Source organism: Escherichia sp. WS3063 (assembly GCF_046486595.1).
GTDB lineage: Bacteria > Pseudomonadota > Gammaproteobacteria > Enterobacterales > Enterobacteriaceae > Escherichia > Escherichia coli.
Genome location: NZ_JBJQKY010000004.1, coordinates 71613 through 98483, shown reverse-complemented (window position 1 = coordinate 98483; position 26871 = coordinate 71613). Strand labels below are relative to the sequence as shown.

The 26871-nt window shown below is 52.6% G+C and carries 20 protein-coding genes and 1 tRNA gene; 5 read left to right on the top strand and 16 right to left on the bottom strand.

Annotated elements, in window-relative coordinates; genetic code table 11:
• Position 1: 1 nt before the first annotated feature.
• From sstT to ACJHYW_RS05205, 5 genes are all read right to left on the bottom strand, one after another.
• Positions 2-1246: a serine/threonine transporter SstT gene (gene sstT / locus ACJHYW_RS05225; protein ID WP_000211642.1), complete on the bottom strand. Its 1245-nt coding sequence runs from the start codon at positions 1244-1246 to the stop codon at positions 2-4.
• Between the two features lie 323 nt (positions 1247-1569).
• Positions 1570-2535: a TerC family membrane protein Alx gene (gene alx, locus ACJHYW_RS05220; RefSeq protein ID WP_001098827.1), complete on the bottom strand. Its 966-nt coding sequence runs from the start codon at positions 2533-2535 to the stop codon at positions 1570-1572.
• 282 nt (positions 2536-2817) lie between these two features.
• Complete coding sequence (locus ACJHYW_RS05215) at positions 2818-3804, bottom strand: Gfo/Idh/MocA family protein (RefSeq protein ID WP_061092740.1); 987 nt, start codon at positions 3802-3804, stop codon at positions 2818-2820.
• 78 nt (positions 3805-3882) lie between these two features.
• Positions 3883-4575 carry a vancomycin high temperature exclusion protein gene (locus ACJHYW_RS05210; protein WP_061092732.1) on the bottom strand — a complete coding sequence of 231 codons (693 nt, stop codon included), beginning with the start codon at positions 4573-4575 and terminating at the stop codon, positions 3883-3885.
• 76 nt (positions 4576-4651) lie between these two features.
• A complete protein-coding gene (locus ACJHYW_RS05205) occupies positions 4652-5155 on the bottom strand; it encodes a M48 family metallopeptidase (protein ID WP_001305117.1) in 504 nt (167 codons plus the stop codon).
• Positions 5156-5239: 84 nt separating this feature from the next.
• On the opposite strand from ACJHYW_RS05205, the gene rlmG reads away from it, so the two are divergent.
• Positions 5240-6376 (top strand): 23S rRNA (guanine(1835)-N(2))-methyltransferase RlmG, encoded by a 1137-nt coding sequence (gene rlmG, locus ACJHYW_RS05200; protein ID WP_000018671.1) that lies wholly within the window; start codon positions 5240-5242, stop codon positions 6374-6376.
• A gap of 117 nt (positions 6377-6493) precedes the next feature.
• Here the strand turns inward: rlmG and fadH are convergent, their stop codons facing one another.
• From fadH to ebgR, 7 genes are all read right to left on the bottom strand, one after another.
• Positions 6494-8512, bottom strand: a complete 2019-nt coding sequence (gene fadH / locus ACJHYW_RS05195; RefSeq protein WP_061092731.1) for an NADPH-dependent 2,4-dienoyl-CoA reductase — start codon at positions 8510-8512, stop codon at positions 6494-6496.
• A 170-nt stretch (positions 8513-8682) separates the two neighbouring features.
• Positions 8683-11034 (bottom strand): alpha-glucosidase, encoded by a 2352-nt coding sequence (gene ygjK, locus ACJHYW_RS05190; RefSeq protein ID WP_061092730.1) that lies wholly within the window; start codon positions 11032-11034, stop codon positions 8683-8685.
• Positions 11035-11050: 16 nt separating this feature from the next.
• Positions 11051-12121, bottom strand: a complete 1071-nt coding sequence (gene ygjJ, locus ACJHYW_RS05185; protein WP_000767636.1) for a protein YgjJ — start codon at positions 12119-12121, stop codon at positions 11051-11053.
• 133 nt (positions 12122-12254) lie between these two features.
• On the bottom strand, positions 12255-13688 hold the full coding sequence (locus ACJHYW_RS05180) for an amino acid permease (RefSeq protein WP_001285446.1): 1434 nt from the start codon (positions 13686-13688) through the stop codon (positions 12255-12257).
• A 62-nt stretch (positions 13689-13750) separates the two neighbouring features.
• Positions 13751-14200, bottom strand: a complete 450-nt coding sequence (locus tag ACJHYW_RS05175; protein ID WP_001219954.1) for a beta-galactosidase subunit beta — start codon at positions 14198-14200, stop codon at positions 13751-13753.
• Positions 14197-17289, bottom strand: coding sequence for a beta-galactosidase subunit alpha (ebgA, locus tag ACJHYW_RS05170; RefSeq protein ID WP_061092729.1), 3093 nt, complete (start codon positions 17287-17289; stop codon positions 14197-14199). The genes ACJHYW_RS05175 and ebgA overlap by 4 nt, the downstream gene beginning before the upstream one ends.
• Positions 17290-17472: 183 nt before the next feature.
• Positions 17473-18456, bottom strand: a complete 984-nt coding sequence (ebgR, locus tag ACJHYW_RS05165) for a transcriptional regulator EbgR (RefSeq protein WP_000212454.1) — start codon at positions 18454-18456, stop codon at positions 17473-17475.
• A gap of 218 nt (positions 18457-18674) precedes the next feature.
• On the opposite strand from ebgR, the gene ACJHYW_RS05160 reads away from it, so the two are divergent.
• Positions 18675-19007 (top strand): tRNA-binding protein, encoded by a 333-nt coding sequence (locus ACJHYW_RS05160; RefSeq protein ID WP_000450588.1) that lies wholly within the window; start codon positions 18675-18677, stop codon positions 19005-19007.
• 41 nt (positions 19008-19048) lie between these two features.
• Here the strand turns inward: ACJHYW_RS05160 and ygjG are convergent, their stop codons facing one another.
• Complete coding sequence (ygjG, locus tag ACJHYW_RS05155; RefSeq protein ID WP_001297164.1) at positions 19049-20428, bottom strand: putrescine aminotransferase; 1380 nt, start codon at positions 20426-20428, stop codon at positions 19049-19051.
• A gap of 417 nt (positions 20429-20845) precedes the next feature.
• Between ygjG and aer the strand changes: the two genes are divergently transcribed.
• The gene (gene aer / locus ACJHYW_RS05150) at positions 20846-22366 is read left to right on the top strand and encodes an aerotaxis sensor receptor Aer (RefSeq protein WP_000094730.1); all 1521 of its coding nucleotides are present in this window, start codon (positions 20846-20848) and stop codon (positions 22364-22366) included.
• Between the two features lie 105 nt (positions 22367-22471).
• Here aer and nfeR read toward each other — a convergent pair whose 3' ends face one another.
• The gene (gene nfeR, locus ACJHYW_RS05145) at positions 22472-23095 is read right to left on the bottom strand and encodes a DNA-binding transcriptional regulator NfeR (protein WP_000018006.1); all 624 of its coding nucleotides are present in this window, start codon (positions 23093-23095) and stop codon (positions 22472-22474) included.
• A 287-nt stretch (positions 23096-23382) separates the two neighbouring features.
• Here nfeR and nfeF point away from each other — a divergent pair, with 287 nt between their 5' ends.
• Positions 23383-24147, top strand: coding sequence for an NADPH-dependent ferric chelate reductase NfeF (gene nfeF / locus ACJHYW_RS05140; RefSeq protein WP_001065890.1), 765 nt, complete (start codon positions 23383-23385; stop codon positions 24145-24147).
• 53 nt (positions 24148-24200) lie between these two features.
• Here nfeF and ACJHYW_RS05135 read toward each other — a convergent pair.
• Positions 24201-24276, bottom strand: a tRNA-Ile gene (locus ACJHYW_RS05135).
• A gap of 124 nt (positions 24277-24400) precedes the next feature.
• Between ACJHYW_RS05135 and mug the strand changes: the two genes are divergently transcribed.
• A complete protein-coding gene (gene mug, locus ACJHYW_RS05130; protein ID WP_000228937.1) occupies positions 24401-24907 on the top strand; it encodes a G/U mismatch-specific DNA glycosylase in 507 nt (168 codons plus the stop codon).
• 78 nt (positions 24908-24985) lie between these two features.
• Here mug and rpoD read toward each other — a convergent pair whose 3' ends face one another.
• Positions 24986-26827 (bottom strand): RNA polymerase sigma factor RpoD, encoded by a 1842-nt coding sequence (gene rpoD / locus ACJHYW_RS05125; RefSeq protein ID WP_000437371.1) that lies wholly within the window; start codon positions 26825-26827, stop codon positions 24986-24988.
• Positions 26828-26871: the final 44 nt, after the last annotated feature.

Genomic DNA, 26871 nt, shown 5'->3' with positions numbered 1-26871 from the left:
ATTAGTTACGCAGGGCGCTATTTGCCAGACGATCGTCTTCCGCCTGGCAAGCTGCCGCAGTGAACAGCACGTCAGTTGAAGAGTTCAGCGCGGTTTCGCAAGAGTCCTGCAATACGCCGATGATAAAGCCGACGGCAACCACCTGCATGGCGATATCGTTCGAAATACCGAACATATTACAGGCCAGTGGGATCAGCAGCAGAGACCCCCCCGCCACGCCGGATGCGCCACAGGCACACAGAGAAGCCACTACGCTCAACAGCAGCGCTGTGGGCAGATCAACCGGAATACCCAGCGTATTAACCGCAGCCAGCGTCAACACGGTAATGGTGATTGCTGCGCCCGCCATATTGATGGTGGCTCCCAGCGGAATAGAAACGGAATAGGTATCGCGATCCAGATTCAGCTTTTCACACAGCGCCATATTCACCGGAATGTTCGCCGCAGAGCTGCGGGTGAAGAAGGCATACACGCCGCTTTCGCGCAGGCACAGCAGCACCAGCGGGAACGGGTTACGACGAATTTTCCACCACACCAGCAAGGGGTTAACCACCAGCGCCACCAGCAGCATACAGCCAACCAGCACGACCAGCAGTTGCGCGTAGCCCCACAGTGTGGAGAAACCGGTGGTTGCCAGGGTAGAAGAAACCAGACCAAAAATACCGATCGGTGCGAAGCGAATGACCAGTTTCACCATAAAGGTGACGGCATTCGACATATCGTTGACCAGGTTTTTGGTGGTCTCGTTACCGTGACGCAGTGCGAAACCGAGGCCAATTGCCCACACCAGGATCCCGATGTAGTTACCTTTCAGCAGCGCGTCGATGGGGTTGGAAACCATGCTCATTACCAGCCCGCGCATCACTTCTACAATGCCTGACGGCGGCGAAATATCACCCGCGCTACTGGATAAGTGCAGGGTAGAAGGGAAGGCAAAACTGAAGATTACTGCGGCCAGAGCAGCAGAGAAGGTGCCCAGCAGATAGAGGAACAAAATAGGGCGGATATTGGTTTTCTGCCCGTGCTGGTGGTTAGCAATAGATGCCATTACCAGCATCAACACCAGGATGGGGGCAACGGCTTTCAGTGCGCCGACGAACAAAGTACCTAACAGACCAACAGCTTCCGCCGCGGGTTTTGAGATCCATGCCAGAAGAATCCCCAGAACAAGGCCGACCAGGATTTGTTTTACCAGGCTGCCATGAGCCAGACGCCGGAATAGCCCCGGTGAACGTTGCGTAGTCATTTTTCGATCCTTTCATTGTGTTGTCGCACATTCCTGGTGCGTTCTGTCGACGCATCTTTCAGGATGTAACAAAGTGTTTGCAAGGTCGAGTATAAGGAAAGTTACAGCTTCGGGAAGCGAAAAATGCTGGATTTTAAAGAGAGGTCATATTTTGCAACTTAATGGTTACATTTATTTGACATAAAAATAAAGCCCAACGTGCGGCTTCCAGACTGATGACAACGTCAAAAAAGTACTCGGTCAGTCCCCTCGCCCCTTTTGGGGAGAGGGAGAAAACGGTGCTCATGTTGATGACAGGGTACACGGCTTAGGCAGATTAAAAATCATCCAACCCGCTGCTTATCATGCCGATAATTCACCCAGGCGTTGATAATAAACGTCATCACCAGAATGCCAAACACCACGCCCAGCGAGACGGCGATTGGAATATGGTAGAAGTCGACAATCAGCATCTTGATACCGATAAACACCAGAATCACCGCCAGACCATATTTGAGCATCGAGAAACGTTCTGCTACGCCCGCCAGCAGGAAATACATCGCACGCAGGCCGAGGATCGCAAACAGGTTTGAGGTCAGCACAATAAACGGGTCAGTGGTCACGGCGAAGATAGCCGGAATACTATCCACGGCGAAAATCACGTCGCTCAACTCCACCAGAATCAGCACCAGCATCAGCGGCGTGGCATACAACAAACCATTCTTACGCACAAAGAAATGCTCGTTGTCGATGGTGTCGGTCATGCGCAAATGACCGCGTAGCCAGCGCACCAGCGGCTTGTCACCAATACCTGATTCATCTTCATGAGCCAGCGCCATCTTCACGCCAGTAAACAGCAGGAAGGCACCGAAGATATACAGGATCCAGTCGAACTGCGAAATCAGCCAGCTGCCAGTGAAGATCATGATGGTACGCAGAACAATCGCCCCGAGTACGCCATACACGAGCACGCGGCGTTGTAATGCCGCCGGAACAGAGAAATAGCTGAACAACATCAGCCAGACGAAGACGTTATCGACCGCCAGTGATTTCTCAATCAGATAACCCGTGAGGAAGGCCAATGCCTGTGGATCGGCAACGGCGCGACCTTCGGTTTGCACCAGATACCACCAGAAAGCGGCGTTAAACAGTAACGACAGCGTCACCCAGACCAGCGACCAGGCCGCAGCCTGTTTCATGGTCATGGCATGTGCCCCACGACGCCCCTGCAACAACAGGTCGATAGCCAGCATAATGGTGACAACAACAGCGAATCCGCCCCATAGCAACGGCGTGCCGACAGTATTCATAGAAGTTCCTTACACATAAAAAAACGGCCAACGTCGGAAGACGTCAGCCGCTGCTTTTTATGCATAGACCTCGCCTTCCGGCAAGGTCTCACTTACAACAAAAAAGGAATACGTCTGCGTATTCCTTTCGGGTTGCCCGGTGACCGGATGTGGTTTTTCACACATCGTAATGACGATCGACCGGCAATGAAGTTACTCCCCTTTGCAGGTAACAAAGTATGACAGACCATTCAGTCAGTCAATGGTCTGTTACATACCTTTTACACTGTTTTACTTTGGCAATTATAGTTTTACGTTATCTGCCGGAAAAATCACCCCAGTCTGGCGGCGGATCTCGGTCAGCAGTTTGGCGGTGATGCGACTGACCGCCAGCCCTGGATGATCCACCAGATGCTCATCCACCAGTTCAGCAAACAGCTCTGCTTCGTAGAGCATGGTATTAATATGCTGCGGCTGGGTGAGATCCTGCATCTGGCTGCCACGCGGAACAAAGCAAACTTTCTGGCATTCAGACAGTTTTTCAATCACCAGCGATCCCGCTTCGCCCTGAATCTCGCTTGCCAGGACAGAATCGCTCACTTTTGAGTGCTGCAACGTAACGCTGAAATCACCGTAATCCATTACCACCACGCCGTGGGCATCTACACCGCTTGCCAGCAAACTGGCGGTTGCCTGCACGCTTTTCGGTTCACCGAATAATGCCACCGCCGACGCCAGGCAGTAAAAGCCGATATCCATAATTGAACCGTTAGAGAATGCCGGATTAAAGGTGTTGGGATTCTCACCATCCAGGTAACGTTGATACCGCGAGGAATACTGGCAATAGTTGAAAAAGACTTTACGCAGTTTGCCGACTTTCGGCAGCGCCTGGCGCAACAGATGAAAGTTCGGCAGGCTGGCGGTTTTAAATGCCTCAAACAGCACCACCTGATTTTCCCGCGCACAGGCAATGGCGGCATCCACTTCCGCCAGATTCGACGCCAGTGGCTTCTCGCAAATCACATGAATTTTGTGACTAAGGAAAAGTTGTGTCTGGGAAAAGTGCAGGGAATTCGGGCTGGCAATATACACCGCGTCAATGGCATCGCTTTCTGCCATCGCTTCCAGCGACGTAAACAGATGCTCGACAGAAAAATCATTGGCGAAGTGCTGGGCCTGTTCAAGACTGCGGGAATAAACGGCGGTTAACTTGTATTTACCGCTCTCATGGGCGGCCTCGACGAACTGGCGAGTGATCCAGTTCGTACCAATCACAGCGAAACGTATCATAACGCGTGGATACTCCATAAAGGGATTCTCTCGTCACTGTAGCACGCCTTTTTTATCTTCGACGTGCGCAGATACGCATTATTCTTTCGCCGGACAGCCATGCTCACTAAACGGCCCAATCATAACCAACGGCCCGAGATATTTCGGCTGGCGATGGAGGATTTTCGCATCAATCACCGCGCTGACTCTGGCAAGTTTTTCCCGCAGTTGAGTATATAAACCGTGTTTCATATTCAGGTCTGGCGCGTTAAAACCGATAGCATCGATACCATACTGTTTTGCCAGCCAGATGGCGCGTTGGTTATGAAATTCTTGCGAGATAATGGTGATATAGTTTTCACTAAACACCTTGTTGGCACGCACCACCGAATCAAGCGTTGAGAATCCGGCATAGTCGCAGAAGATCACTTTTGCCGGTACGCCTTTAGCGATCAAGGCTTGCTGCATTCCTGACGCTTCATCGTAATTTTTACGTCCATTATCGCCGCTCACCAATAGCCATTTCACTTTTCCGGCGTGGTACAACTCTGCGGCGCTATCAATACGTCGGGTAAAGTAGCGATTACCCGGCCTCGCCCCCAGCAATAAACCCACGTTCCGCGCCGGAACTGCGTTGACATCGCTCCAGGTCAGTTGTTGGCTGGCGTTGACCATAACGCGATCGGCAATAAAAAGGGTTGCTCCTGCTATAAGCAACAATAAACAGCCAATTTTAAGAGTCCGGCGAGAAAAACAAATACGGAGAAGAAGGCGGGCAAATACGCGCAGCATGGTCGTTATCCTTAACGAAAGGGGGGAGGTCGATTTTAGGCGCTATAGGAAGAAAAGATAACGCCTGACATCATTTTCAGATTTTGTCCTGCCCAAGCGACAACTGCGTTAGCCACAGCCGGGTGTCGAACTCAAGCTGGTGGTACTGGGGTTCCATATGGCAGCACAACTGGTAAAACGCTTTGTTATGCTCTTTCTCCTTCAGGTGCGCCAGCTCGTGCACCACGATCATGCGCAAAAACGGTTCCGGCGCGTTGCGAAACACGGTAGCGACGCGGATCTCCGCCTTTGCTTTCAGCTTGCCGCCCTGCACACGCGAAACAGCGGTATGTAACCCGAGCGCGTTTTTCAGCACATGGATCTTGTTGTCATACATCACTTTAGTGATCGGCGGGGCATTGCGCAGAAACTGATTTTTAAGATCCTGAGTATATTGCCAGAGGGCTTTATCGGTGGCGTAGTCGTGTGTTCCCGGATAACGTTTTGCCAGCACATCGCCCAGACGCTGTTCGTTAATCAGCGTTCGCACCTGGGAAAGTAGCTGCTCGGGATAACCCTGAAGATAAGTAAGATTGCTCATAACCGCCCACGAAAAAGAGAAAAAGGGTATACTCACGCACCCTTTTCAGGGGCAACGTCGAAATTTTATCACTCAGGAGGGCCGATGAGCCACTTAGACAACGGTTTCCGTTCACTGACACTACAACGTTTTCCGGCGACGGATGACGTTAACCCGCTACAGGCGTGGGAAGCGGCGGATGAATATTTGCTGCAACAGTTGGACGACACAGAAATCCGCGGCCCGGTGTTGATCCTGAATGATGCCTTTGGTGCGTTAAGTTGTGCGCTGGCGGAACATAAGCCATACAGCATTGGCGACTCATACATCAGCGAACTGGCGACGCGCGAGAATTTACGCCTCAACGGGATTGATGAGTCGAGCGTGAAGTTTCTCGACAGCACCGCCGACTACCCGCAACAGCCGGGCGTGGTACTGATCAAAGTACCGAAAACACTGGCGTTGCTGGAACAACAACTGCGAGCGCTGCGCAAAGTGGTCACGCCGGATACACGTATTATTGCCGGTGCCAAAGCCCGTGACATCCACACTTCCACGCTGGAACTGTTCGAAAAAGTGCTCGGCCCGACCACCACCACGCTGGCATGGAAGAAGGCACGCTTAATTAACTGTACTTTCAACGAGCCGCCGCTGGCCGATGCGCCGCAAACCGTTAGCTGGAAACTGGAAGGTACTGACTGGACTATCCACAACCATGCGAATGTCTTCTCCCGCACCGGGCTGGATATTGGCGCGCGCTTCTTTATGCAGCATCTGCCAGAGAATCTCGAAGGTGAGATTGTCGATCTCGGTTGTGGTAATGGCGTTATTGGTCTGACGCTGCTTGATAAAAACCCGCAGGCGAAAGTGGTGTTTGTCGATGAATCGCCGATGGCGGTTGCTTCCAGCCGTTTGAACGTTGAAACCAACATGCCAGAGGCGTTGGATCGCTGCGAGTTTATGATTAACAACGCGCTCTCCGGCGTGGAGCCTTTCCGCTTTAATGCTGTGCTCTGCAACCCGCCGTTTCATCAGCAACATGCGCTGACCGATAACGTCGCCTGGGAGATGTTCCACCACGCCCGCCGCTGTCTGAAAATCAACGGCGAGCTGTATATCGTTGCCAACCGTCACCTGGATTACTTCCACAAACTGAAGAAAATTTTCGGCAACTGCACCACCATCGCCACGAATAATAAATTTGTGGTGCTGAAAGCAGTGAAGCTGGGGCGTCGTCGGTAAGATTGGCAGCTACCTGCCAGATAAGGCGTAAACGCCTTATCTGGCATACGTTCAGCACATTACCCCCAGGTCGGATAAGACGCGGCAAGCGTCGCATCCGGCACTTCAATGCACAATTTAAATCTCCAGCGCCAGCCGTGTTCCCTGGGCAATTGCCCGTCGTGCGTCCAGCTCCATAGCTACATCGCAGCCGCCAATTAAATGCACAGTTTTCCCGCTATCAATCAGCGGTTGCGCCAATGCGCGGTTTGGCTCTTGCCCTGCGCAGATCACCACATTGTCCACTGCTAATACCTGCGTTTCGCCGTTGATCACCACATGCAGCCCGTCATCGTCAATCTTCTGATAACTTACGCCTGGGATCATTTTCACACCGCGCGAGAGCAGGGTGGTGCGATGGATCCAGCCGGTGGTTTTGCCTAACCCCTGTCCCGGTTTGCTGGCTTTGCGCTGGAGCATCACAATCTGCCGTGGGCTACGCGGGATCTGCATTCCCTGCGGGCTTAAGCCACCAGCCTGTTGCAGGCTGCTGTCGATCCCCCATTCATTACAGAACCCGGCGATATTCTGGCTGGTGGATTCGCCCGGCTGACTTAAATACATCGCCGTATCAAAACCAATCCCGCCACAACCGATGATGGCAACTTTGTTGCCTACCGGCGCTTTGTCGCGCAGTACGTCGAGATAACTCAACACCTTCGGATGATCGATCCCGTCGATGGGCGGAATGCGCGGTACGATCCCACTGGCGAGGATCGTTTCATCGAACGCCTTTAACTGATCTGCGGTCACGGTGTGATTAAGTTTCAGTGTCACGCCAGTCACTTCGATCATCCGGCGGTAGTAGCGCAATGTTTCGTAAAATTCCTCTTTGCCGGGGATCTGTTTGGCGATATTAAACTGCCCGCCGATCTCGCTATGTGCATCAAACAACGTTACCTGATGACCACGCGCCGCCGCATTGATGGCAAACGCCAGCCCCGCCGGACCTGCGCCGACCACCGCCAGATTTTTTTTCTGCACGGCGGGAAGGATCGGCATTTTGGTTTCGTGGCAGGCGCGAGGATTCACCAGGCACGAGGTGACTTTGCCAACGAAGATCTGATCGAGGCAGGCTTGATTGCAGCCAATGCAGGTGTTGATCTCATCGGCTCGCCCTGATTGCGCTTTTGACAGCAGCTCCGCATCAGCAAGAAACGGTCGCGCCATCGATACCATATCGGCATCACCGCGCGCGAGAATATCGTCGGCAACCTGCGGATCGTTAATCCGGTTGGTGGTCACCAGCGGCAGCGAAACGTGGCCTTTCAGTTTGCGTGTGACCCAGCTAAATGCGCCGCGCGGCACTGGCGTGGCGATGGTCGGAATCCGCGCTTCATGCCAGCCTATTCCAGTGTTGATAATGGTTGCGCCCGCCGCTTCAATGGCCTGCGCCAGCCCTACCGTTTCTGCAAAAGTCCCGCCGCCTTCGACCAGGTCGAGCATCGACAGTCGGTAGATAATAATGAAGTCGTTGCCGACGCGCTCGCGCACCGCACGCACTACTTCGACGGCAAACCGCATCCGGTTGCGGTAATCGCCGCCCCACTGGTCGCTACGCTGGTTGGTGCGCAGAGTCAGAAACTCGTTGATCAAATACCCTTCGGAACCCATCACCTCTACGCCATCGTATCCGGCCTCCCGCGCCAGTTGCGCGCAGCGGGCGAAATTGTCGATCAGTTGCAGGATCTCTTCATGGCTTAACTCATGGGGCACGAAACGGTTGATGGGGGCCTGCAATGCGGAGGGGGCGACCAGATGCGGTTGGTAGCTGTAGCGCCCGGTATGCAAAATTTGTAAGGCAATTTTGCCGCCTTCCTGATGTACGGCTTCGGTAATGGTGCGATGGTGTGGGATCTGGCTGGCGTCATTGAGCATTGCGCCGCCTTCCATGCCAACGCCTGTTAAATCTGGTGCAATGCCGCCGCTGACAATCAACGCCACGCCATGACGGGCGCGTTCGGCATAAAACGCTGCCAGCCGTTCAGCACCGTCCGGGTATTCCTCCAGCCCGGTGTGCATTGAACCCATCAACACGCGGTTTTTTAACGTGGTAAAACCTAAATCCAGCGGGGCGAACAGCGACGGGAAGCTCATAAAATTGTCCAGTATGTAAAATAATTGTTATGTGGTCGGATGAGTTCTAATTTAGCCGTCGCCGGAGAAAAGGGAAAAGGGGAGTGCGGGGTTTGTGATGGGATTCAAAAAGAATACGCCCGTTCGTCATGCCGGACGGCGGTAATACAGTCGTCCGGCATCGGGAAAAATTACTGCTTACGGAAAAAATCGTTATACAACATATACAAATGCGCGGCACTCCAGGAGAAATTTGGTGCGCCTTGCTGTGCGCCAGTCAGCGGGTTGTAATTCTCCTGAATTGGGCCATCGGCGGTTAACCCTTTGGCATGCTGGAAGAACGTATCCGCCAGTTTCAGGGCATCATCGCGATAACCGTAACGCTCCATTCCTTTCAGACCAAACCAGAACTGATCCACCCATACGCGCCCGCGCCAGTAAATATCTGCGCCAAAGGCCGGATTGGTTAACGCCGCCGTTCCCAGCGGAACAAAGGTGTTGAACTCTTTAGGATCGAGCATCACCTTCACCACCGCGTCGGCGTTGGCCTGCGTTGCCGCACCGTTAAACAGCGGCGACCAGCCTTCTGGCCCTTTACCGCGCTCAACAATCGGTTTGCCCGCGCAGCCGTTCGCCAGTGGTTTATCTTCAATGCGCACGTCATAGTAGAACTGTGTAGTCGGGTCGAACATACAGGTGTTGATGTAGTCCGCGAGCTGCTGTGCCAACTGGCGATAGCGTTTGGCCTCTTCCGGCTTACCGAGTATGGTTGCCATCTCCGCCAGATAATGGTTATCGCTGTACATATAGCTGGCTTGATCCACCGACTCCTGCAATAGCGAGTAGCCCAGCAACGTTCCGTCCTGACTGCGGTTTTCGGCGAATTTCACCGTCCAGTCGCTACGTTTGCCGCCGTTAGCGACATATTTATCCAGCTGTTCTTTGTCGATAAACCCAAAGACGGCGGCGTCATCACGACCTGATTCCCACGACGCAGCAACTTGTGCCGGGATTTCCAGACTGTCGTACTGGCCTTTCTCCACCACGCGGGCGTAGTTGTTCAGCCCAGACAGCGTCTCTTCTTTATCGCCTTTTTTCACCGTAAACAGCATCTCGCCGCTCTTGGTGTTATGGGCTTTATCGCGGGTCGCGCCATATTCCGGTACGCCGTTGCCGTTGTGATCGCGGTTACGCAGCCACCAGTCGTGATAGGCCACCAGTTTCGGGTACATCTCTGCCAGCCAGGTTTTATCCTGGGTGACGTTGTACACTTCCATCACCGACCAGGCGGCAAGGCTGGGTTTGGTGTTACGTTCGTTCCAGTTGCCGCCATCGCCGCCACGCTCCGGGCTAAGGTTCCACGCTATCAGGTCGGGGACAAAGCCCACATCCTGCGGACGCACGCTGTCGCCTGGCTGGATCTGCCAGGAGAAGACCGCGCGGATATTCTCTTTGGCGATATCCGGATTGAAATGCGCCATCGCAAATGCCTGCTTCCAGGTATCCCACGGCCAGGTCTGATTGCCGGAGAACCAGCGCCCGGTCACCGACGGTGTGACGGTGTTATATTTCACCGCACCGCCCGGCGATCGCCAGTTACCGTTGAGTGTTTCGATGGCTTTCACCGCGACGCGCGTCTGTTCCGGCGTCGCATCCGGATTGGTTAACCCTTTCTTCAGATACTCTTCCCAGCGTTGCTGCGAGGCGGTGAGATAAAACGCCGGACGCGCCAGAATATCGCGGATCTGCATTTCCTCTTTGCTAACTTCCTGGGCGGTCAGCAGATGGGAATAGGTGGTATAGAGCGTGGTCGAACCGTTGATATGCGCCTTACTGGTAAAGCGATTGCCGTTGATTTCAGTCTGCACTGGCAGGGATTTATGCACCTGATATTCTGATTCACCGGAGGTCAGCAGATCCCAGGTGGCGCGCACTTTGCCAAAGGTGACTTTCAGGCCATCACGGGTGGCGCTGATTTTGCGCTGATAGTCAGGGTACTCGCCAGCAATGGTTTTATCGGAAAGCGGTTTCCCTTCTTTCGCTTCCAGTTTTTCCAGCAGTTCACCATCCCACACCAGATCCAGCGGTTTATCGCTGGTGATTTTGGTTTCCAGTAGTGATGTGCGCGGCGTGGCGAAGCGCAGAGTCATTTCGACCTGCACATCTTTTGCTGTCAGTTTTTGCACCAGCGCGCCGGGAATACTGTATGCCTCCAGCGTGAAGTCGACTTTCTTACCGTCCTGCCAGACGGTCAGGCGGTCGAAATTGCTGGCCATAAAGTTGATGTACTCTTCCGTCAGCAGCGCAACGCCCGGAAAGCCGCCCATGGTGTTCGGGCCGTCTGGCAACAGATGACCATGCCAGGCTCCGAGATCGAAAAACGGATTAAAACGCTGGTGATCGTCGTAATCGTAATCCTTCATGTACTGCGGCGCGCCAGTACGGTTAATCACGTTTTTATAATTGTCGGCGTTAGCGGCATGGGCGGAAAAACTTATCAGCAGAGCACAGGCTACTGGCGTTAAAATAGTTTTTATTTTCATGAGATTACTGTCCTTATTACCAGTAAAAATATTGCATCAGGAAGAGTTGGTCGCTGGGATCGTGAGAGGCATTTTTCATGTAGAAGCGGCTATCAAAAGCCGTTGCGAAACGTCCGCCGCCGTATTCGTACCAGATACCAAACTGCATGAAAGAGGTGGTTTCATCGTCAGCGTGGTCAGGGTGATGTTTGGCGTAGGTGTAAGCGGTGGAGAGATAAACGCCCTTTAACGCTTCATACATGGCGCTCACCATCATCCCGCTTTCACTTCCCGGTACGTCCAGCCCGTCGGCGCGTCCGGTATGGTGCCAGGCGCGAGCGGCAAAGTTAGGGGTAAGCAGGCCCGTGAGATAGAGTTGGCCTGTGCCGTCGGTGATTTCCAGACCGTTCATCCAGGTGATACCTTCTGCAAGGTCATACTGGATGTAACCGTTCATCATTGCCGGATAAGTGTATTTGTCGTCGTAGCGATCGTATTTGCCAAAATGTAGCCAGGCTTTGCTTTCGTCATGATGTCCGGCTGGTGTGGCGGTGACGCTATAACGAAAGTTGCCGGTTAAGTTCTGCACCTTCAGCGCGGTCATAATGTCGCGGGTATTGGGAATGACGTAGCCCAGATCGGGGGTGAAGTCGCCCCACCATTGCAGATCATCCAGCGAGGAATCCTGACGCAGACTGAGCATGATTTCGGTGCCATCATTGGTACGATAACCGCCATAGAAACGGTTAATCCCACCTTCGAAACCGCCCCAGCTATGGTCAGGCACCCAGGCATTACCGTCGTGGTCGGCCTGCACGGTCCAGCCTTCGCCGTAAATCAGGCCGAACCAGGAGCCGTACTTCATCTCCAGGCCACCTTCAATATAGGTGCCGTCGCTGTATTTATGTTTATTCTCACCCTCTAAATCCATATACCCACCAACCCCTAATTCGCCGTAAAAACGAAATGAAGGAGAAGATGTCGAGGTAATTGCGGGTGTTTTTGTGTCGTCATGTTCTGCCGGACGTGCTTCTTCAGCGGCCGCAGAAAAGGCGTAGCAAAACGGCAGAGCAAGTAATGCTCTGCATGGTGCAGTGATTAATTTCATTGTGTTAATCCATGAGCTAAAGAAAAAGTACAGCCTTTTATCGTTGTAATTATAAAAATATAAAGGCAGAAACTATTTTCCCTCTCCCCATCCAGGAAGAGGGAAAATGCCTGCTCATTTTTTATTATTCTGCTTAATCAACATTGCTGGCTGGCGTCGCTTCAATATGGCGCTCTTCAGCCGTTAATCCCTTTATATATTTACTGTATTTCCACCACGCAAAGCCGAGGAAGATAACAATACCGCCGACGTTATAAAAAATGATGGTCAGAATATTCGCGCCAGTCGGGAATGTCGAAGCGACAAACCCTACAGCAAATATCGCAATCAGCATTGAAACAACGATAATACCGGTGCGTCGGGAACCCATACGGAAATCGCGTGGCAGGTGATCTAATTTGGCACGTAAATTCAGGTAAGCCAGCATGATGAATAACGGCGGAAGCATGGACGCTGCGGCGGTCATATTAATAATGGTATTCATCAGATCCTGCACGGTATTGGAACCGAGCATCGGGATAATCATCAGCGGGATGACGATCAGGAACTGGATCCACGCTGCGCGCGCCGGAACGCCGTTTTCGTTCAGTTCGACGGTTTTCTTACCAAAGATGCCTTCCGGAATTTCGGAGAAGAAAATTTTCACCGGCGTTGCCGTCCACATCAGCAGGGAACCGAACATCGCGGTAAAGGACACCAGACCGACAAAGCGATTCATCAGTGCTTCCGGTAGACCAAAATACGCCGCCATGCCGTGGAATACCTGTACCGATCCGCCAGTAAATTTCAACTCTTTGCTGCTGACGAAGACGTTAATCAGCACCGAGGAGACGGAATACAGTACGCCGATAAAAATCCCGGCGAGGATGATCACTTTAACGAACGATTTCGAACCGCCTTTGACGTCGTTAACGTACACCGCGACGGACTCCGCGCCACCTGCGGCCATAAAGATCCAGGTGGTCACGCCGAGGAACGCCCAGTTGAAGTTCGGGATCATCGCGTCAACGGTGATCGGATCGGCAGGCTGTACGCCGCCAACCAGTGCCGTACCTGCCAGTAAAATGTAGGAGAGCGTTAACAGCAGCATCAGCGTTGAAGTGACGGAGGTGATTGGCCCCAGCATTTTCGCCCCGTTGGTGGAAACCCAGGTGGAGAAGGCGAACAGCACCATACTGATAATGGTGGTGGCAACCGGCGTCATAATATATTCGTAGCCGAGGAAGGCATACGAAGCATAAGCAATAACGCGCGGCAACAACGAGGTGAAAAAGAACAGGTTTACGAACCAGTAGGTATAGGCAGTAATAAATGCCCAACGTCCGCCCAGCGAACTTTTTACCCACGCGTAGACACCGGCTTCTGAGTTTTTATTTAACGAAACAAATTCTGCGATGATCAGACAGAAGGGAATAAAATAAAAAATCGTCGCGAGGAAAAACATCGGTGCCGAGGCCAGTCCAAGCTCAATATTATTATTGATAACGTTGTTAAAGCTGTAAACGGCGGCAAAAGTCAGCGAGAGCAAGCCGAATTTACCGATTGTATTACGTTTGGTATCAGACATAACACATCTCCGAAAATGAGTAGGGTAGCGGTGGCGGCAAACTCCTTTTGCCGCCGTAGTTGTTATTTGTTATGGAAATAACCATCTTCGATGGTGACTTTGAGAACCACTTTTTTGACCGCGTTATTGCAGATAAACCGATACGCTTCATGGATATCGCAAATAACGATTTGCCCTTCGTGGACCTCTACGGTTTCTCCGCAGCCTTTTAAATATTCACGGTCAGTTTCATCACGATAATATTCCACTACCTGTAATGTCTCTTTCGGCGCATATTCAATTTTTTGCTGCCCTTGCAGGTAGTAATGCACTTCAAAATAGCGTCGATGCCCGGTAAATAGCGCATCGGTCGCGGAGTCCGTCTCCACGCGGTAAGTCAATGAGTCACCGATGGAGTGGGCGACGCCAGGCTGAATGTTGTCGATATTTTCAATCGCTTCAACGCAGCGTTGCCACTTCTTGCCAGAGGCGTAAATCTGGCGGAACTGTTCTAAGTTATCGATGATCCTCATTGCTTATTCTCGCTGTGCAAATTCGTGGAAAAGAACCCTGCGCCGAACTCATACGACGCCAGGCTTTGCGCGGTAGCTTCTCCGCCAGAAACCGGCAGCAACGTAAAGCCGTAGCTGAAGTCACGGAACCAGACGCGCCAGGAGTCCAGCACCTCGCTGCCCCAGGAGTTGGAGCCGAGGCCAAGCAGCTGGTGGTCGAGATTCAGAGTGATGTCATCACTGCGCTGAAGCTCGTTACAGTGCTGGGCAGCGTGGATGTTTTCCTGGGTATAGCGCCAGGCGCTGAAGTTAATGGTGCGCTGCGGAACCACCAGCAGACCGTTGCCGTGGCGATTAGTCAGTGCCGTCCAGCGGACATGCTGACGGTTGCCGTTGTTCTGCGGGAAGGGATAGTTCTCGAACATGGCATCGACGGTACTGCGCCAGATATCAATGATGTTAGCCTGCTGGCTGTCGGCGTAGTTTTCGCCCGGTCCACGACCGTAATACGCCACCTGGTCGTATTCGCCGTTAATTCCCATGGTGAAACCGATGCACGGAATGATGTGCGGATAGTCGCCGTAACGTTCGCCGGAAAGCGCCACATTAACCTGACCATCGGCAGCGATGCGCCAGATGTAGGTACAGCGTATCCCGAAGTCAAACACCGGTGGGGCAATAACCGTGCGGCTGATGATCAACACTTCATCATCACTTTGCTCAACGGCAAAGTCGCGCAGATGTTCCTGCATGATCTGCAAATGATTCGGTTGCCACAGTCCTTCGTACTCCTGCTTGTGGTTGTCGATCATTGGCTTGAAGAAGTTGATCTTTGGCTCGCGGGTCAGCAGCGACTCGCCATTCACCTGCCAGGATGTCGGTTTGCCACTCATTTTTGAGAAGGTGATCGCGAAGTTGTAGCCGCGAACGGTGCAGCTCAAACGATCGTCTTCCAGCGTCAGCGGACGCGCATTATTTGGTGCGAAAGGCACTGGCTGCGCGGTGTTTTCCTTCAGCGGGAACTGATAAGTGGCGATAGAATGCCCGGCTTCGCTGTAGCGGGTGCGGGAATCTTTGGTCACCGTAATGTTGAGGAACGCTTCGCGGGCGTCCAGCTGTGGCAGCGTGATCTGCAAGGGGGCTTCGCTGTTCGGCGCAACGTCGCGCAGTTTAATCTGCTGCGTCGCGAGTGTTTCACCTTCGGCGCGCACCTCTGCGTGCAGGGTGTAGTCATCAAGCGTGGTAAACCATAGTTTATTTTCGACTTTCAACTCGCCGCGAGTCAGATCCAGCGCGTGGATTTTTACCGGCGCAATAACCTGTTTGTACTCTTTCAGGCCTGGTCCCGGCGTCTGATCGGAATAGATCAAACCATCAAGACAGAAGTTATAGTTGTTGGGATAGTCGCCGTAGTCGCCGCCGAATTTATACCAGACGTTGCCATTGTCATCCTGCGCCTGGATCCCGTGGTCGCACCATTCCCAGACATAATGTCCCTGAATGCAATCGTGCTTGTAGAAGACGTTCTGGTACTCCGTCAGCCCACCTGGTCCGTTCCCCATCGCATGAGCATATTCACAGATGATGCGCGGCTTCGGATGCGGGTATTCACCAAACTCATTCATCAGCGGCACGCGGGTGTACATGGTGGAAATAATATCGACCACTTCAGCATCGCGATCTTCTTCGTAATGCACCAGTCGCGTGTCATCCAGCGCCTTCGCCGCATGGTACATCGCGCGGATGTTACAGCCATAGCCGGATTCATTGCCCAGCGACCAGATGATGATCGACGGATGGTTTTTCTGCGCGTGAATATGGCGAACAATGCGCTCGACGTAGACGTTTTCCCACTGCGGATCGTCGGTAATGCGGCTGATATCGCCGACGTTAGCAAAGCCGTGCGATTCGACGTCGGTTTCCGCCATCACAAACAGGCCGTAGATATCACACAGTTCGTAAAAACGAGGATCGTTCGGGTAGTGAGCGGTACGCACGGAATTGATGTTGTGCTGCTTCATCAACTGGAGATCTTTCTCGACGCGATCCATCCCAACGGCGCGGCCTTTGCGATGATCATTGTCGTGGCGGTTGACGCCATGCAGCATCACATAACGGTTATTGATCCAGAACAGACCGTCGCGCACTTTGATATCACGGAAGCCAACGCGTTGTGGCACCACTTCCAGAACGTTGCCGTCGGCGTCTTTCAGCGTCATGACCAGATGGTAAAGATAAGGGGATTCTGCTGACCATTGCTGGGGCTGTTCGACAGTAAAAGCAAAGCTGGCGCTGGTCAGTTTTTCAATTGCCAAATGATCAATGGCGCTGCTGTGCACCAGGCGTTCCCCATCAAACAGGGTATATTCCAGCGTCGTGACGACAGGGGAGGCGGCGAGATTTTCCAGCACCACTTCGCAGGAAAGCGTGGCATCGCAATAGGCTTCGTCAAAGTCGGTACGAACGGTGAAATCGTTAATATGCGTGAGTTGTTTTCCGATCAGATAAACATCGCGGAAAATCCCCGCCGACCACCACATATCCTGGTCTTCCACGTAGGTAGAGTCCGCCCATTGCATCACGCGCACACACAACAGGTTGTCGCCGGTTTTAACCATCGCGCTGATGTCAAACTCTGCGGTCAGGCGACTGCCCTTGCTGAACCCCACATACTGACCGTTAACGTAGACTTCAAAATAGGTTTCGACACCGTCAAATTTGATCAGCGTCTGTTTACCCTGCCAGCCTTCGCTGAGGGTGAAAATACGTTGATAGGCACCGGTTGGGTTATCGCTGGGAACAAACGGCACATCGATGGGGAATGGAAAACCTTCGTCGGTATATTGCAGTTTGCCGTGACCTTCCATTTGCCACATGGCGGGGACGGTAATATGCCCCCAGTCAGCCATTAACTCAGAGGTGAAGGCTTCTGGTACTTGCAGCGGATGGTCAAAAAAGTGGAAATTCCACTGACCGCTTAAGGACAGAAACAGGCTGCTGGTTTCACGGGCAAAAGTACGCGCCTGCGCAACAGAATCATATGAAAAAAAGTACGCACGCGGCGCAAGTCGGTTTTCGTGGGTGAGCTGAATGTTTTCCCAGCGATTCATAGGGCCTCCCGGTAGAGAGAAATCGGAACCATTCATGGTGATGGTAGTTTGTGTAATTGCTGGGGAGTTTAGTAAAAATTTTACTAAAAAGTAGCGAATAAATGCATTTACTTTAACTGGATCACGAAAATAAACGGCAGCACTGTCCGGCAAAAACGATTGCCGGACAGTGTGTAAGGGGATTTAACGGGTCGTGCCGCGCAGTTTTAATTTGCTGGGAACGAAGACCAACAGCGGCAGCGCGCGACCATCGCGGGCTTTTTCATACACCAGGTTAACGCCCTGACTTCCCATCATCTCGGAATGTATGCGCACGGTGGAGAGCGGCGGAAAGGTAAATCGCGCGGTGGGGATATCGTTAACGCTGATAAGCGAAATATCCTGTGGGATGTTCAGGCCACGTTCATGAATTGCCCGCAGTACGCCGATAGCAATGGAATCGGAAGCGACAAAAAGCGCCTTCGGGTAGTCTTCCCGAGCCAGCATCTGTTTTGCCAGTTCATAGCCCGACGAACTGGAAAAACCGCCGCGCCAGATATCCTCTTCGCGTACCACGTGTTTCAGTCGGCCATATTCCACAAAGGCGACTTCACGAATATCCGCCTTGCCAGGCAAGTCTTCACCGCCAATAAAACCAATACGATTAACGCCCTGATTGATATAGAAATCGATGATTTCTTTACTGATACGTGCCAGATCGATATCCACCGCATCGTAACCGCTGCCGGGTTCGTGAAAGTCGATAAAGCAGATATTGTCGGTCAACGCACAGGCGGCGGCGCGCAGGGCGGGCGCGGGTTTGCCGACAATCAAAATGCCGGTGACGTTTTTAATGTCTGGCAAACCGCTGTGTTCATAACAGTTGGTCAGTTCGATCGCCAGCTTTTCGCACTGGGTTTCAATGCCGTGGCGGATCGCCAGATAGTAAGGATCGTTGATCTCCAGCTCTTGTTGGTAGCTGTAGATAGCCAAAATATGGTGCTGGTTGACTGCGCCTGTCTGTAGCTTACGGGCGCTGCTGGTCTTGTACTCCAGCTTTTCGGCGATCTCGAGAATGCGATGTTTCGTCTCTTCTTTCACATTCAATGTTGGATCGTCATTTAAGACCCTGGATACTGTCGCCAGGGATACGCCAGCTTCGATTGCGATGTCTTTTAATGTTGCCATGTTTACCTTTTTTACTTTCCCTGATGTGCGCCCCCATTGTAGAGGAAGTGCTTATCGGGTCACCTGTTTTCAGTAAATAAAGCGCGTTTCTTTGACGCTGTAACGGTAACACAGCGGCTTACAAATGTGATCACGGCTGCATTCTCTATTTTTAGCCTACAGGATTGAGAAAAACTTTTGCTATAGTTTAGTAAAATTTTACTCGAAGGGAGGAAGCAATGGAAACCGTGGCTTACGCTGATTTTGCACGTCTGGAAATGCGCGTCGGAAAGATTGTGGAAGTGAAACGCCATGAAAACGCCGACAAGCTGTACATCGTACAGGTTGATGTGGGTGAAAAAACGCTGCAAACCGTGACCAGTCTGGTGCCGTACTACAGCGAAGAAGAGCTGATGGGGAAAACGGTGGTGGTCTTATGCAATCTGCAAAAAGCGAAAATGCGCGGTGAAACGTCGGAATGCATGCTGTTGTGTGCGGAAACCGATGACGGCAGTGAAAGCGTGCTGTTAACGCCGGAGCGGATGATGCCTGCGGGCGTACGTATCGTATAAAAAGATCGGATGGCGACGTCGAATCGCCATCCGATTTGATATTACGCTTCTTCGACACTGACTCGCATGGCCGCCAGCGCCTTACGCGCCGCTTTGATCACCAGTTCACACTGTTCAATGGTCAGTGTCAGTGGCGGTTCAATGCGGATCGTTTTAGCGTTGTTGAGTGTTCCGGCCACCAGTACGCGCTGGCGGAACATCTCGCTGGCAAAGTTATAGCCGATTTCGTTATCAACAAACTCAATCGCCATCAACATCCCTTTACCACGCGCTTCCTGTACCAGATCGGGATATTCCCGCGCCAGTTGACGAAAACCGTCCAGCAACATATCGCCTTTTTGTTCAGCCTGAGCCGGTAAGTTCTGCTCCAGCAACACATTGATGGTCGCCAGCGCCGCCGCACAGGCCAGCGGGTTGCCGCCAAAGGTGGTGGTATGCAGGAACGGGTTGTCGAACAGAACGGAAAACACCTCTTCAGTGGCGATGGTTGCGCCAATCGGCATCACGCCGCCGCCGAGGGCTTTTGCCAGACACAGGATGTCCGGCTGTACGTTCTCATGCTCGCAGGCGAACATCTTGCCCGTGCGCCCCATGCCCGTTTGTACTTCATCGAGGATCATCAGTGCGCCGAACTCATCGCACAGCTTACGCACGGCGGTGAGATAGCCTGGCGGCGGCAGAATTACGCCACCTTCGCCCTGAATCGGTTCGAGGATCACCGCAGCCACATCATCACCGGTTTTTTTGCACTCGTTAAGAGCCGTGCGCATGGCTTCGATATTGCCAAACGGTACATGACGGAACCCTGGCAGCAGTGGCATAAACGGTTTGCGGAAGGTCGATTTCGCCGTGGCCGACAGCGCGCCAAGTGATTTACCGTGGAACGCGCCGCTGGTGGCAATAAAAGTAAACTTGCCGCGCGGTGACTGATAAGCCTTCGCCAGCTTCAGCGCTGCTTCAACGGACTCGGTGCCGCTATTACAGAAGAAGCTGTATTTCAGTTTACCGGGCGTTAGCGCCGCAAGGGTTTTCGCCAGCATCGCCCGTAACGGATCGAGCAGCTCCTGGCTATGTAACGGTTGTTTCGCAAGTTGATTCTGTACGGCGGAAACCACAACTGGATTACGGTGCCCCACGTTGAAAATTCCAAAACCTCCAAGGCAGTCGATAAACTCCTGTCCCTGGGTGTCGACAAGCGTATTTAAACCTCCCGCTTGCCACTCTACGGCTCCGTAATCCCCGCCGGCGGTAACAGATTTGCGATACTCTAAAAACCCCGGATTGACATGCTCTTTGAAGTATTCAATCACCTCTCGGTTAAGTGCTTTCATCTCCTCATGATCCAGCGTTCGCTTTTCAATGAGATTCAGGGCGTGGGCGCTGCACGCTAAAGCCGATGCGCTCGAAGGTAACCTGTTCAAAATATGCTCCGGAGGCTCGCGTATCACATGATACCGATTTAAGTATTGCAGGGATTGCGCCACTCCGGCTGCGATCGCGAAAATCGGGATAAACACAAATGTGGTTATCATTTGTGCAATATTTAATGCTATTTGTTAACATCTGTTGTTGTTTTGCACGGTTTTTGTCGGGTATGGATTTGGCGATTGCTGCGCAAATGCACACTTTCAGGGCAACAACTGCCTGATTTTTGGGCAAGATAATTAACGTTTTCGTATAGTAACAGAGTGAAAGTATTTTAAATCAAGGGATTAGATTTATGCTTTAATCGCAAATTGCGATCTAAATCAAATTAATCAGTTAAAGATAACCGCAGCGGGGCCGACATAAACTCTGACAAGAAGTTAACAACCATATAACCTGCACAGGACGCGAACATGTCTTCTCATCCGTATGTCACCCAGCAAAATACCCCGCTGGCGGACGATACCACTCTGATGTCCACTACCGATCTGCAAAGCTATATCACTCATGCTAATGACACTTTTGTGCAGGTGAGCGGCTATACCTTGCAAGAGTTACAGGGGCAGCCGCACAACATGGTGCGTCACCCGGATATGCCAAAAGCGGCGTTTGCGGATATGTGGTTCACCCTGAAAAAAGGGGAGCCCTGGAGCGGCATCGTGAAAAATCGCCGCAAAAATGGCGACCATTATTGGGTGCGGGCCAATGCGGTACCGATGGTGCGCGAGGGAAAAATCAGTGGCTATATGTCGATTCGTACCCGGGCGACGGATGAAGAGATCGCGGCGGTGGAGCCGCTGTACAAAGCGTTGAACGCCGGACGGACCAGTAAGCGTATTCATAAAGGCCTGGTGGTGCGTAAAGGCTGGCTGGGAAAACTGCCTTCATTACCGCTTCGCTGGCGGGCGCGTGGCGTGATGACCCTGATGTTTATCTTGCTGGCGGTCATGCTTTGGTTTGTTGCTGCCCCGGTGGTGACGTATATCCTCTGTGCGTTAGTGGTATTGTTGGCAAGCGCCTGTTTTGAATGGCAGATTGTCCGCCCGATAGAAAATGTCGCCCGTCAGGCACTGAAGGTGGCGACCGGAGAGCGTAATAGTGTTGAGCATCTGAATCGCAGCGATGAGCTGGGGCTGACATTACGCGCGGTAGGGCAGCTTGGCCTGATGTGCCGTTGGCTAATTAACGATGTCTCAAGCCAGGTGTCCAGTGTCAGAAATGGCAGTGAGACGCTGGCGAAAGGCACCGATGAACTGAACGAACATACCCAGCAGACAGTTGATAACGTTCAGCAAACGGTGGCGACCATGAACCAAATGGCGGCGTCGGTGAAACAGAACTCTGCCACGGCGTCGGCTGCCGATAAACTTTCTATCACCGCCAGTAATGCGGCAGTGCAGGGCGGGGAGGCGATGACTACGGTGATCAAGACAATGGACGATATCGCCGACAGTACCCAGCGCATTGGCACCATTACTTCGCTGATTAACGATATTGCGTTTCAGACCAATATCCTGGCCCTGAATGCGGCGGTGGAAGCGGCGCGAGCCGGCGAACAAGGCAAAGGTTTTGCAGTGGTGGCAGGGGAAGTGCGTCATTTAGCCAGCCGCAGCGCCAATGCCGCCAACGATATTCGCAAGCTGATTGATGCCAGTGCTGATAAAGTGCAATCTGGTTCGCAGCAGGTACACGCCGCCGGACGGACGATGGAAGATATTGTGGCACAGGTAAAAAACGTCACCCAGTTGATAGCTCAGATTAGCCATTCAACGCTGGAACAGGCCGATGGGCTTTCCAGCCTGACCCGTGCAGTGGATGAGCTTAATCTCATCACCCAGAAAAACGCCGAGTTAGTGGAAGAGAGTGCGCAGGTGTCGGCGATGGTGAAACACCGCGCCAGCCGACTGGAAGACGCGGTGACGGTGCTGCATTAATCGGTATGCCGGATCCGGCAGTTGGCGCACAATGCCTGATGCGATGCTGGCGCAGCTTATCAGGCCTACGGGGGGGTAGGGCACGCCACATCCGGCAATCGGTGATTAATCCAGTTGCGTAATATCAAAAGCGGCGCGGTCGATCACCGCAATGATCTTTTTTACTTGTGCATCAGTGATATCGCTCTGGTTGACGCGTAAATCCAGCACCGCTTTAAAATTATCCAGCGCCCGCTTCATTTGCGGGTTCTGGCGCAGCGCAGCGCCAACGCAACGCGCTTTGATGCGTTCTTCAATCATCTCTACCTGTTCGCGGTTTTCTTCCAGCCACTGCGCGCCTTGTTCGGTCAGTGCAATCTGCTTCTTACCACCTTCCTCTTCGCGGATGGTAATCAGCGACTGCTCCTGCAGAAAATCCAGCGTTGGGTAGATGACGCCCGGGCTTGGGGTGTAATTCCCCTGGGTTAGATTCTCAATCGCTTTAATCAACTCGTAACCGTGGCTGTCATCGCGCGAGAGAATATCCAGAATCACCAGACGTAATTCACCGTGACCAAAGAAACGTTGCCGACGACCGCCGCCGCGACCGTGGCGACCACCGCAGCATTGACCGTGTTCATGCTGGTGACCGTGTCCGCAGTGCTCGTGTTCTGACTTCTCACCTTTGCAGCAGCCCTCATGGCGTGGCTGGCCTTCATGTTTACAACACCCTTCGTGATGATGGCTCATATCAGCCTCCTTTTGCTTAATTAGATATATCTAATTTATATCTGATATGAGCACTCTTGCAAGAATAAAAATGATTTTTAAATGTGGACTCATCTCACACGTAGGCCGGATAAGGCGTTCACGCCGCATCCGACATTGAGCAATAATGCTTGATAAGAGGTTGCGCGTCTTATCAGACTACAGATATATCAGTTCTACAAATCGCTTGCATTTATCATGATTAACAATCATTATCATTTACGAAAATTATTTAGATATATCTGATTACCATCACGAAGGCGATAACAATGAATAACTCCCCCCGCTACCCGCAGCGCGTTCGCAATGATCTGCGCTTCCGTGAACTGACTGTGTTACGCGTTGAGCGCATCAGCGCCGGTTTTCAGCGCATTGTCCTCGGCGGCGAGGCGCTGGACGGTTTTACGTCGCGCGGCTTTGACGATCACAGCAAACTCTTCTTTCCTCAACCTGACGCTCACTTTGTGCCGCCAACGGTAACGGAAGAGGGCATCGTCTGGCCGGAAGGACCACGCCCACCGTCGCGTGACTATACGCCGCTGTATGACGAACTACGCCATGAACTGGCGATCGATTTCTTTATTCACGACGGTGGGGTCGCCAGCGGCTGGGCGATGCAGGCGAAACCGGGCGATAAACTTACGGTGGCAGGTCCGCGCGGTTCGCTGGTGGTGCCGGAAGATTACGCGTATCAGCTGTATGTCTGCGATGAATCCGGAATGCCGGCACTGCGCCGCCGCCTGGAAACGTTGAGCAAACTTGCCGTTAAACCGCAAGTTAGTGCGCTGGTTAGCGTGCGGGATAACGCCTGTCAGGATTATCTCGCGCACCTTGATGGTTTTAATATCGAATGGCTGGCACATGATGAGCAGGCGGTAGATGCGCGTCTGGCGCAGATGCAAATCCCTGCCGATGATTACTTCATCTGGATAACCGGCGAAGGCAAAGTCGTTAAGAATTTAAGCCGCCGCTTTGAAGCGGAACAGTATGACCCACAGCGGGTACGTGCAGCGGCTTACTGGCACGCAAAGTAACTGATATATAAAAAGAAAAAGGCTGACGATTTCTCGTCAGCCTTTGCTATGTCTGGTGGCCCCTGCTGGACTTGAACCAGCGACCAAGCGATTATGAGTCGCCTGCTCTAACCACTGAGCTAAGGGGCCATGGTAGAGGATTATAAAGTAACTCCGTGTCGCAATCCAGCCATTACCGCGCGCCTGCTGTTTTTATAAACAATGTATTTTCAATCCGTTATACTTTTCCTGGTGATGTTAGAAAGGAGTAAATATGGTTGAGGATATTTTGGCTCCAGGGTTACGGGTCGTGTTTTGCGGTATCAACCCTGGGCTTTCATCCGCCGGAACGGGTTTTCCCTTTGCTCATCCGGCAAATCGCTTCTGGAAGGTGATATATCAGGCCGGGTTTACCGACCGTCAGTTGAAGCCGCAGGAGGCACAGCATCTGCTGGATTATCGTTGTGGCGTCACCAAACTGGTAGACCGTCCAACGGTGCAAGCCAATGAAGTGTCAAAGCAGGAGCTGCACGCAGGCGGGCGTAAGCTAATTGAAAAAATAGAAGATTATCAGCCGCAGGCGTTGGCGATTCTGGGCAAACAAGCATATGAACAGGGATTCAGCCAGCGCGGTGCACAGTGGGGGAAACAAACGCTCACCATTGGTTCGACGCAGATTTGGGTGCTGCCAAATCCCAGTGGTTTAAGTCGCGTTTCACTGGAGAAACTGGTTGAAGCGTATCGCGAGCTGGACCAGGCGCTGGTAGTGCGTGGGCGATAAAAAACGCCACCGAAAAGGTGGCGTTTGTGCAGAGGGACTAGTGCCGGGTGCGGCGTAACGCCTGATCCGGCCTACCGATTAATCGTCCAGGAAGCTACGCAGCACTTCAGAACGGCTCGGGTGACGCAGTTTGCGCAGCGCCTTCGCTTCGATCTGACGGATACGTTCGCGGGTAACGTCGAACTGTTTACCCACTTCTTCCAGCGTGTGGTCGGTGTTCATATCGATACCGAAACGCATACGAAGAACTTTTGCTTCACGCGCGGTCAGGCCAGCCAGCACGTCGTGCGTTGCCGCACGCAGGCTTTCGGTGGTCGCAGAATCCAGCGGCAGCTCGAGGGTGGTATCCTCGATGAAATCCCCCAGATGCGAATCTTCATCATCACCGATCGGCGTTTCCATGGAGATTGGCTCTTTGGCGATCTTCAGCACTTTGCGGATCTTGTCTTCCGGCATCAGCATACGTTCAGCCAGTTCTTCCGGCGTCGGTTCACGGCCCATCTCTTGCAGCATCTGGCGAGAAATACGGTTGAGTTTGTTGATAGTCTCAATCATATGCACCGGAATACGGATGGTGCGCGCCTGATCCGCGATAGAACGGGTGATCGCCTGACGGATCCACCAGGTTGCGTAGGTGGAGAACTTGTAACCACGGCGGTATTCGAATTTATCAACCGCTTTCATCAGGCCGATGTTACCTTCCTGAATCAGGTCAAGGAACTGCAAGCCACGGTTGGTGTATTTCTTGGCGATAGAAATAACCAGACGTAAGTTCGCTTCAACCATCTCTTTCTTCGCACGGCGGGCTTTCGCTTCACCGATGGACATACGACGGTTGATATCTTTAACCTGCTCGATGGTCAGGCCGGTTTCTTCTTCAATCTGCTGCAGTTTCTGCAGGGCGCGATGCACTTCTTCAGAGACATCGTGCAGTTTTTCCGACCACGGCTTGTTCATCGCAATTGCCGCGTTGAACCAGGTATCGCTGGTTTCGTTGCCGGTAAACAGGGTAATGAAGTTTTTCTTCGGCATTTTGCACTGCTCAACGCAGAGCTTCATGATCAGACGTTCTTGCGTACGAACGCGGTCCATCATGACGCGCATGCTGTTGACCAGGTAGTCAAACTGCTTTGGCACCAGGCGGAACTGTTTGAATACTTCAGACAGTTTCAGGATCTCTTCCTGAGCGGCAGCGTGACTGCGACCTTTCGCTTTGATGGTGTCACGCGTTACAACGTACTGAGCGCGCAGTTCCGCAAATTTTTCGCGAGCCAGTTCCGGGTCGATGCTGTTGTCATCATCGGCGCTGTCGTCATCGCCATCTTCTTCGTCTTCATCTTCGTCATCGTCCAGATCTTCCTGGGAAAGCTCAGAACCGACGTGAGTGGCGGTAGGTGCCAGATCTTCTTCTGCGTTCGGGTCAACAAAGCCGGTGATCAGATCGGACAGACGCGCTTCTTCTGCTTCAACACGATCGTACTGTTCCAGCAGATAGGTGATCGCTTCCGGATATTCAGCAACGGAGCATTGAACCTGGTTGATCCCGTCTTCAATACGCTTAGCGATGTCAATTTCGCCTTCGCGGGTCAACAGTTCAACGGTGCCCATTTCACGCATGTACATGCGTACCGGGTCAGTCGTGCGCCCGATTTCAGATTCCACGCTGGAAAGCACCTGCGCGGCGGCTTCGGCAGCATCTTCGTCCGCGGTGTTTTCAGCCAGCATCAGATCATCGGCATCCGGTGCTTCTTCCATCACCTGAATGCCCATGTCGTTGATCATTTGGATGATGTCTTCGATCTGATCTGAATCGACGATATCTTCCGGCAGATGGTCATTGACCTCGGCATAGGTCAGATAGCCTTGCTCCTTACCACGGGTGACAAGAAGTTTCAGCTGTGACTGCGGGTTTTGCTCCATAAGACGGTATCCACACTTATTTCATGAGGTTGGTGTTGGGCGAT

Bases quoted from the DNA above. Each gene is read 5' to 3' on its own strand.
- sstT (WP_000211642.1), bottom strand. From the start codon at position 1,246: ATGACTACGCAACGTTCACCGGGGCTATTCCGGCGTCTGGCTCATGGC.
- alx (WP_001098827.1), bottom strand. From the start codon at position 2,535: ATGAATACTGTCGGCACGCCGTTGCTATGGGGCGGATTCGCTGTTGTT.
- ACJHYW_RS05215 (WP_061092740.1), bottom strand. From the start codon at position 3,804: ATGATACGTTTCGCTGTGATTGGTACGAACTGGATCACTCGCCAGTTC.
- ACJHYW_RS05210 (WP_061092732.1), bottom strand. From the start codon at position 4,575: ATGCTGCGCGTATTTGCCCGCCTTCTTCTCCGTATTTGTTTTTCTCGC.
- ACJHYW_RS05205 (WP_001305117.1), bottom strand. From the start codon at position 5,155: ATGAGCAATCTTACTTATCTTCAGGGTTATCCCGAGCAGCTACTTTCC.
- rlmG (WP_000018671.1), top strand. From the start codon at position 5,240: ATGAGCCACTTAGACAACGGTTTCCGTTCACTGACACTACAACGTTTT.
- fadH (WP_061092731.1), bottom strand. From the start codon at position 8,512: ATGAGCTTCCCGTCGCTGTTCGCCCCGCTGGATTTAGGTTTTACCACG.
- ygjK (WP_061092730.1), bottom strand. From the start codon at position 11,034: ATGAAAATAAAAACTATTTTAACGCCAGTAGCCTGTGCTCTGCTGATA.
- ygjJ (WP_000767636.1), bottom strand. From the start codon at position 12,121: ATGAAATTAATCACTGCACCATGCAGAGCATTACTTGCTCTGCCGTTT.
- ACJHYW_RS05180 (WP_001285446.1), bottom strand. From the start codon at position 13,688: ATGTCTGATACCAAACGTAATACAATCGGTAAATTCGGCTTGCTCTCG.
- ACJHYW_RS05175 (WP_001219954.1), bottom strand. From the start codon at position 14,200: ATGAGGATCATCGATAACTTAGAACAGTTCCGCCAGATTTACGCCTCT.
- ebgA (WP_061092729.1), bottom strand. From the start codon at position 17,289: ATGAATCGCTGGGAAAACATTCAGCTCACCCACGAAAACCGACTTGCG.
- ebgR (WP_000212454.1), bottom strand. From the start codon at position 18,456: ATGGCAACATTAAAAGACATCGCAATCGAAGCTGGCGTATCCCTGGCG.
- ACJHYW_RS05160 (WP_000450588.1), top strand. From the start codon at position 18,675: ATGGAAACCGTGGCTTACGCTGATTTTGCACGTCTGGAAATGCGCGTC.
- aer (WP_000094730.1), top strand. From the start codon at position 20,846: ATGTCTTCTCATCCGTATGTCACCCAGCAAAATACCCCGCTGGCGGAC.
- nfeR (WP_000018006.1), bottom strand. From the start codon at position 23,095: ATGAGCCATCATCACGAAGGGTGTTGTAAACATGAAGGCCAGCCACGC.
- nfeF (WP_001065890.1), top strand. From the start codon at position 23,383: ATGAATAACTCCCCCCGCTACCCGCAGCGCGTTCGCAATGATCTGCGC.
- mug (WP_000228937.1), top strand. From the start codon at position 24,401: ATGGTTGAGGATATTTTGGCTCCAGGGTTACGGGTCGTGTTTTGCGGT.
- rpoD (WP_000437371.1), bottom strand. From the start codon at position 26,827: ATGGAGCAAAACCCGCAGTCACAGCTGAAACTTCTTGTCACCCGTGGT.